The sequence below is a fragment of the Chryseobacterium taichungense genome (genome assembly GCF_900109935.1).
In the GTDB taxonomy this organism is placed as follows: domain Bacteria; phylum Bacteroidota; class Bacteroidia; order Flavobacteriales; family Weeksellaceae; genus Chryseobacterium; species Chryseobacterium taichungense.
Window position 1 is genome coordinate 1 of record NZ_FOBV01000021.1, and the last position, 4,719, is coordinate 4,719.

The 4,719-nt window shown below is 31.4% G+C and carries 4 protein-coding genes; all 4 read left to right on the forward strand.

All coding sequences use genetic code 11. From position 1 onward, the window contains the following. On the forward strand, positions 1-1,590 hold a 1,590-nt coding region (locus tag BMW64_RS20205), incomplete at its 5' end, for an RHS repeat domain-containing protein (RefSeq protein WP_177175339.1). Continuing rightward, positions 1,574-2,182, forward strand: coding sequence for a hypothetical protein (locus BMW64_RS20210; protein WP_090002482.1), 609 nt, complete (start codon positions 1,574-1,576; stop codon positions 2,180-2,182). The genes BMW64_RS20205 and BMW64_RS20210, both read left to right, overlap by 17 nt. Before the next feature lie 61 nt (positions 2,183-2,243). Beyond that, positions 2,244-2,921, forward strand: a complete 678-nt coding sequence (locus BMW64_RS20215) for a hypothetical protein (RefSeq protein WP_090002484.1) — start codon at positions 2,244-2,246, stop codon at positions 2,919-2,921. A gap of 157 nt (positions 2,922-3,078) precedes the next feature. Next, on the forward strand, positions 3,079-4,095 hold the full coding sequence (locus BMW64_RS20220) for an RHS repeat-associated core domain-containing protein (protein ID WP_228400982.1): 1,017 nt from the start codon (positions 3,079-3,081) through the stop codon (positions 4,093-4,095). Positions 4,096-4,719 lie beyond the last annotated feature (624 nt).

Consider the following 4,719-nt stretch of genomic DNA (forward strand, 5'->3'; position numbering starts at 1 on the left):
TATGAAGGCGGTGGAAATACCATTCTATATGACGGGAATGGAAATATGACCAAAATGCAGGATAAAGGGATCAGCTCTATTAAATACAATTTCCTTAATCTCCAAAATTCAATTGAACTAAGCAGAGTTGGGAATGAATACCTTTCTGTTAAAACGCTGTACGGTGCCGATGGGACAAAACTTAAAAAAGAAAGTACAACCACGATTGTGGGAATTGCAGGATCTACAGTTTCTAAGCAAACGACAGATTATCTTGACGGGTTTCAGTATTTAACCGTTGAAAACTCAGGAGGAGGCTCTGAAACGTTAATGCTGGCTTCAGAATCCCGCAGAGCCATGGAGCCGGAGGCATTTTCACCGGATTTTTCAGAGCCCGTGGGAACTATTGCACTAAAAACCGCAGATCTTCAGTTTTTGCCAACTGCAGAAGGATTTTATGATTACGTAAATGATCAGTATATTTACCAGTACAAAGACCATTTAGGAAATGTAAGAATAAGTTTCGCGAGAAACAGCGCAGGCGCTCTTGAAATAACGGATGCCAATGATTATTATCCTTTTGGGATGAATCATTTAAAGACCGGGAATGCCTACTTTGCACAGGGAAGTTATAAAAGCAACAAGTACAACGGCAAAGAACTGCAGGAAACCGGGATGTATGACTATGGAGCAAGGATGTATATAGCAGATTTGGGAAGATGGTCAGAAATAGATGCTTTTGCTGAAGCTTCGAGAAGATTTAGTCCTTACAATTATGCATTTAACAATCCAATAAGGTTTATTGATCCGGATGGAAATATGATTTATATTAATGATGGACAAAACGAATACAGATATGATAAGGGGCAAACCGAAGTATATAACCCGGAAACTAAGGGCTGGGAAAGTATGGCAAACAGCAAAATAAAAATGTCACCGTTTGTTATTTCTATCATATCTTCATTATTTTTACTAGAGAATGGAGGTGGCACAGGAAGCAAATTAGTCGGTTACTTCGAAGGTAAACAACATGATATAAAAATTCAATCTACCACAGGAGGAAGTGAACATAAAGAAGGTATAGCATATATTAACACGTCATTAGAAGTAAAATTAAATACTGTTAATGGTTTAGAAAGAGTTCCAATATTGATAGCGCTTGCTCATGAAATGGCGCATGAAATGGATCCACAAAAGAAACCAGATTTTTTTGGTCCATGGATTGACACTAGAACCCCTCAGCAGATAAATGCTGGTGAAGAATGTAATAATTGTATTAGCCACAGTGAAAAATATGCTTCACATATTGAAAACCAGATTAGAGCTGAATGGGGGATGTCTCTAAGAGCTTCTTATGGAGCTTTAAATAAAACAGAACTAGATCCAAGAACTATGTTAGTAGACAAGTCAGGAAATAGTACATATTATAATAGTAGAAATGAGAGACTTCCTGGAATTACCGGGGCTGAAAAATTTGGTGCTTATGACTCAATTAAAATTGATAAGGATTTTCAACTTACAAAAAGATATAATTACAATGAAAGAAACCCACAGATTATGCAAAATGCTTTTTTACGTATTTTCATGCTTCGTAATGCTTTATTCAAATAATATAAAAGCACAAGAACATGAAGCAAAGATTTTAAAAAAAATAAATTCTTATTTTGATCAATTAAAAAAAGAGGGGCTTCAAGGATGTATTGACAGTGATCTTGAGTTATATGAAGCTGCTAAGAAAGATAAACATAGATTAGACGTTTTAATGATGGGATGTAATGATCAGGTTAGTCATTATGACCTATATAAAACAGATACGAAAAAATTATTATCTAATTTTTATAAAGATGAAGATTCTGATTTTATTATCGTTAACATGAAAGGCTTTAAAAACAATCCTATTCTTTACACTAAACCAACTCTCACTTTTTCGCGAAAGAAAAACGAGAAAAAGATTAATATTATTCACAATTATTATCAATTTGATGAAAATAAAAATGGATATGAATTAGTAAAAGACTCTTCGATTTCTAATTTTAATGTAGAAGAAAAGATGAAGTTAATAGAAGATTATCTTTACTACAAAAAGGAAAATTCTATTTCTGAAGTAAGCCGAGGTCAGCCTTACAGAGAATATTATATTGTCGCAAGGATAAATGGGAAATACTTGATCAAAGCTTTACGTGATTATAATCTTAAAGATTGAAATTTATAAATAATAAAAAGAGTAGTTCATTCTACTCTTTTTATTTAATTCAGAAAAATAAATGATGAGAGAAACGCACAGATTATACAAAATACTTTTTTACGTATTTTCATGCTTCGTAATGCTTTATTCAAGTAGCATAAAAGCACAAAATAAGAACGAAAAGATCTTAAAAAAAGTAACTAAGTATTTTGGTGAATTAGAGAAAGAAGGAATTCAGGCATGTATTCATAATGAACCAGAAGTAGCTAAAGCTATTAAACAAGGCAAATATGAAAAAAAATATGACATTTTTATGGATGGTTGTAATGAAAGTGTTAGTCATTATGGTTTATTTGAGACGGATACAAAACATTTATTAACAACCTTATATAATAATAAAGATTCTGATTTTATTATTATTAATATGATAAATCCTAAAGATCGTTCTACTTTAATAAGTAAGTCTACCTTCACATTTTCCCGAAAAAAAAATGAAAAGGAACTTTATATAATTAATAATCACTATGAATATAATGAGGAGAAAAAAAAATATGAGTTGATAAAAGATTCTTCAATATCTAATTTTAATGTAGAGGAGAAAATGAAATTAATAGAAGATTATCTTTACTACAAAAAGGAAAATTCTATTTCTGATAAAAGTAGAAATAAACCGTATTCTGGATCTTATTATGTAGTTGCAAGAATAAATGGAAAATTTTTGATAAAGGAGGTACTGGATTATTCTTCTGAAAATTAGATTTAATATAACTAATATAAAAGATAGCGTTGATAATCAACGCTATCTTTTAGAATATCAGGATGAAGATCATTTAGGAAATGTAAGGATCAGTTTCGCGAGAAACGGCGCAGGCGCTCTTGAAATAGCAGATGCCAATGAGTATTATCCGTTTGGGATGAATCATTTAAAAACAGGGAATACCTATTTTGCACAGGGAAGTTATAAAAGCTATAAGTTCAATGGTGTTGAACTTCAGGAAACGGGGATGTATGCGATGGATTGGAGGAATTATCTAGCAGATATAGCAAGATTTTCCGGAATTGATGCGCTGTCTGAATCTTACCTCGATTTTTCTCCATATCATTTTGCAATGAATAATCCTGTTTCTTTTGCAGATCCTACAGGAATGTATTCTACAGATCACAATGGAAATTATAGTACAACCAATACCGATGAGATCAGAAAATTGCAGGGATATTTTGGTAGCGGAGGAAGTGTAGATGGCGTCGGTGATTTGATAAGTAACGATGAAACATTTAAAAAGGATATTCCTGAGCTTGTAATAAATGTTTCCAAATGGCATTATGCTTTTACGGGTGACTATTTAACCAATGGAGATAAAAAAACTATTTTTGATCATTTAGATAAGTATATTGGATCTATGTCTACAATTAATCAATGGGACGGAGATAAAGGATTTTGGGGTAATTGGGGATCCTCAGACAATTTCTTTGGGAAATTATCATATGGTTTGGCAAATAATACATATTTAGGTTTTCAAGTTATAGATACTTTTAATTGGTTAGGCGCTAAGCGTATTTCTGGAATTACAGGTGAACAAGTTTATAGTAATTTGGATAATACAACTCAATTCGATTCTGGTGAAAGAGGTTTTGCTTTTACATCAACCTTTAATCCATTATCTTCAGAACTGAAAGTTTTAGGTGTAGGACAACCGGTTTTACCTAAGATAGCATTTAGATTAAGTGATGATTTAGCTCCTTTGAGTGCTTCGCAATTTTCTAAATTATTTAAAGGAACTGCAATTGCTAGAGTAACACCTGCGACAAGAGGTCTTTTGAATAGAAATATGAATACAGGATTAAATATGGTAAATAATATAGGTATGTTTAAAATGGGATATACAAGTATAATAAAACCATTTTCACCAAATAAAAAAGATGAAAAGTAATGGGGATTTTTGAATATATTTTTCAACAGATATTTATGAATATTATTGGTAATGGAATATATTATCTGCTTCGTAAAATAATAGGGGATAAAAGAAGTTATAAAGAAATACAAGATCAAACAGAAGGTTATATAAAATTCTTTACCGGTGTTATTTTTGTCTTTATAATTATAGTTCTGATGAAAAAATTTATAAAATAACTTTTAACAAGTTCTTTTATTTAATTCTATAATCATGATCATGGAATATGTTTTTAAATTAATTTTCACTCATCTCATAGGAAATAATATTTATTATCTTATAAGAAAATTGGTGGGTGATAAACGTAATTACAAAGAAATTGTTAGTAATGAAAAAGAAAGTGGATTTAGATATTTTACAGGAATTCTTGTAATATTAACATTTATTATTTTTTTAGTCAAGTGTACTTCTTAACTTAAACAGCGCAGGCGCTCTTGAAATAACGGATGCCAATGATTATTATCCGTTTGGGATGAATCATTTGAAAACCGGAAATACCTACTTTGCTCAGGGAAGTTATAAAAGCTATAAGTTCGGAGAAAAAGAGTTGCAAGAGTTTGGGGCTTATGACTTTGGAGCAAGGATGTATATGCAAGATATCGG

Excerpts from the sequence above, each read along its gene's own strand:
- BMW64_RS20210 (WP_090002482.1), top strand. The coding sequence starts at position 1,574 with ATGCTTTATTCAAATAATATAAAAGCACAAGAACATGAAGCAAAGATT.
- BMW64_RS20215 (WP_090002484.1), top strand. The coding sequence starts at position 2,244 with ATGATGAGAGAAACGCACAGATTATACAAAATACTTTTTTACGTATTT.
- BMW64_RS20220 (WP_228400982.1), top strand. The coding sequence starts at position 3,079 with ATGAATCATTTAAAAACAGGGAATACCTATTTTGCACAGGGAAGTTAT.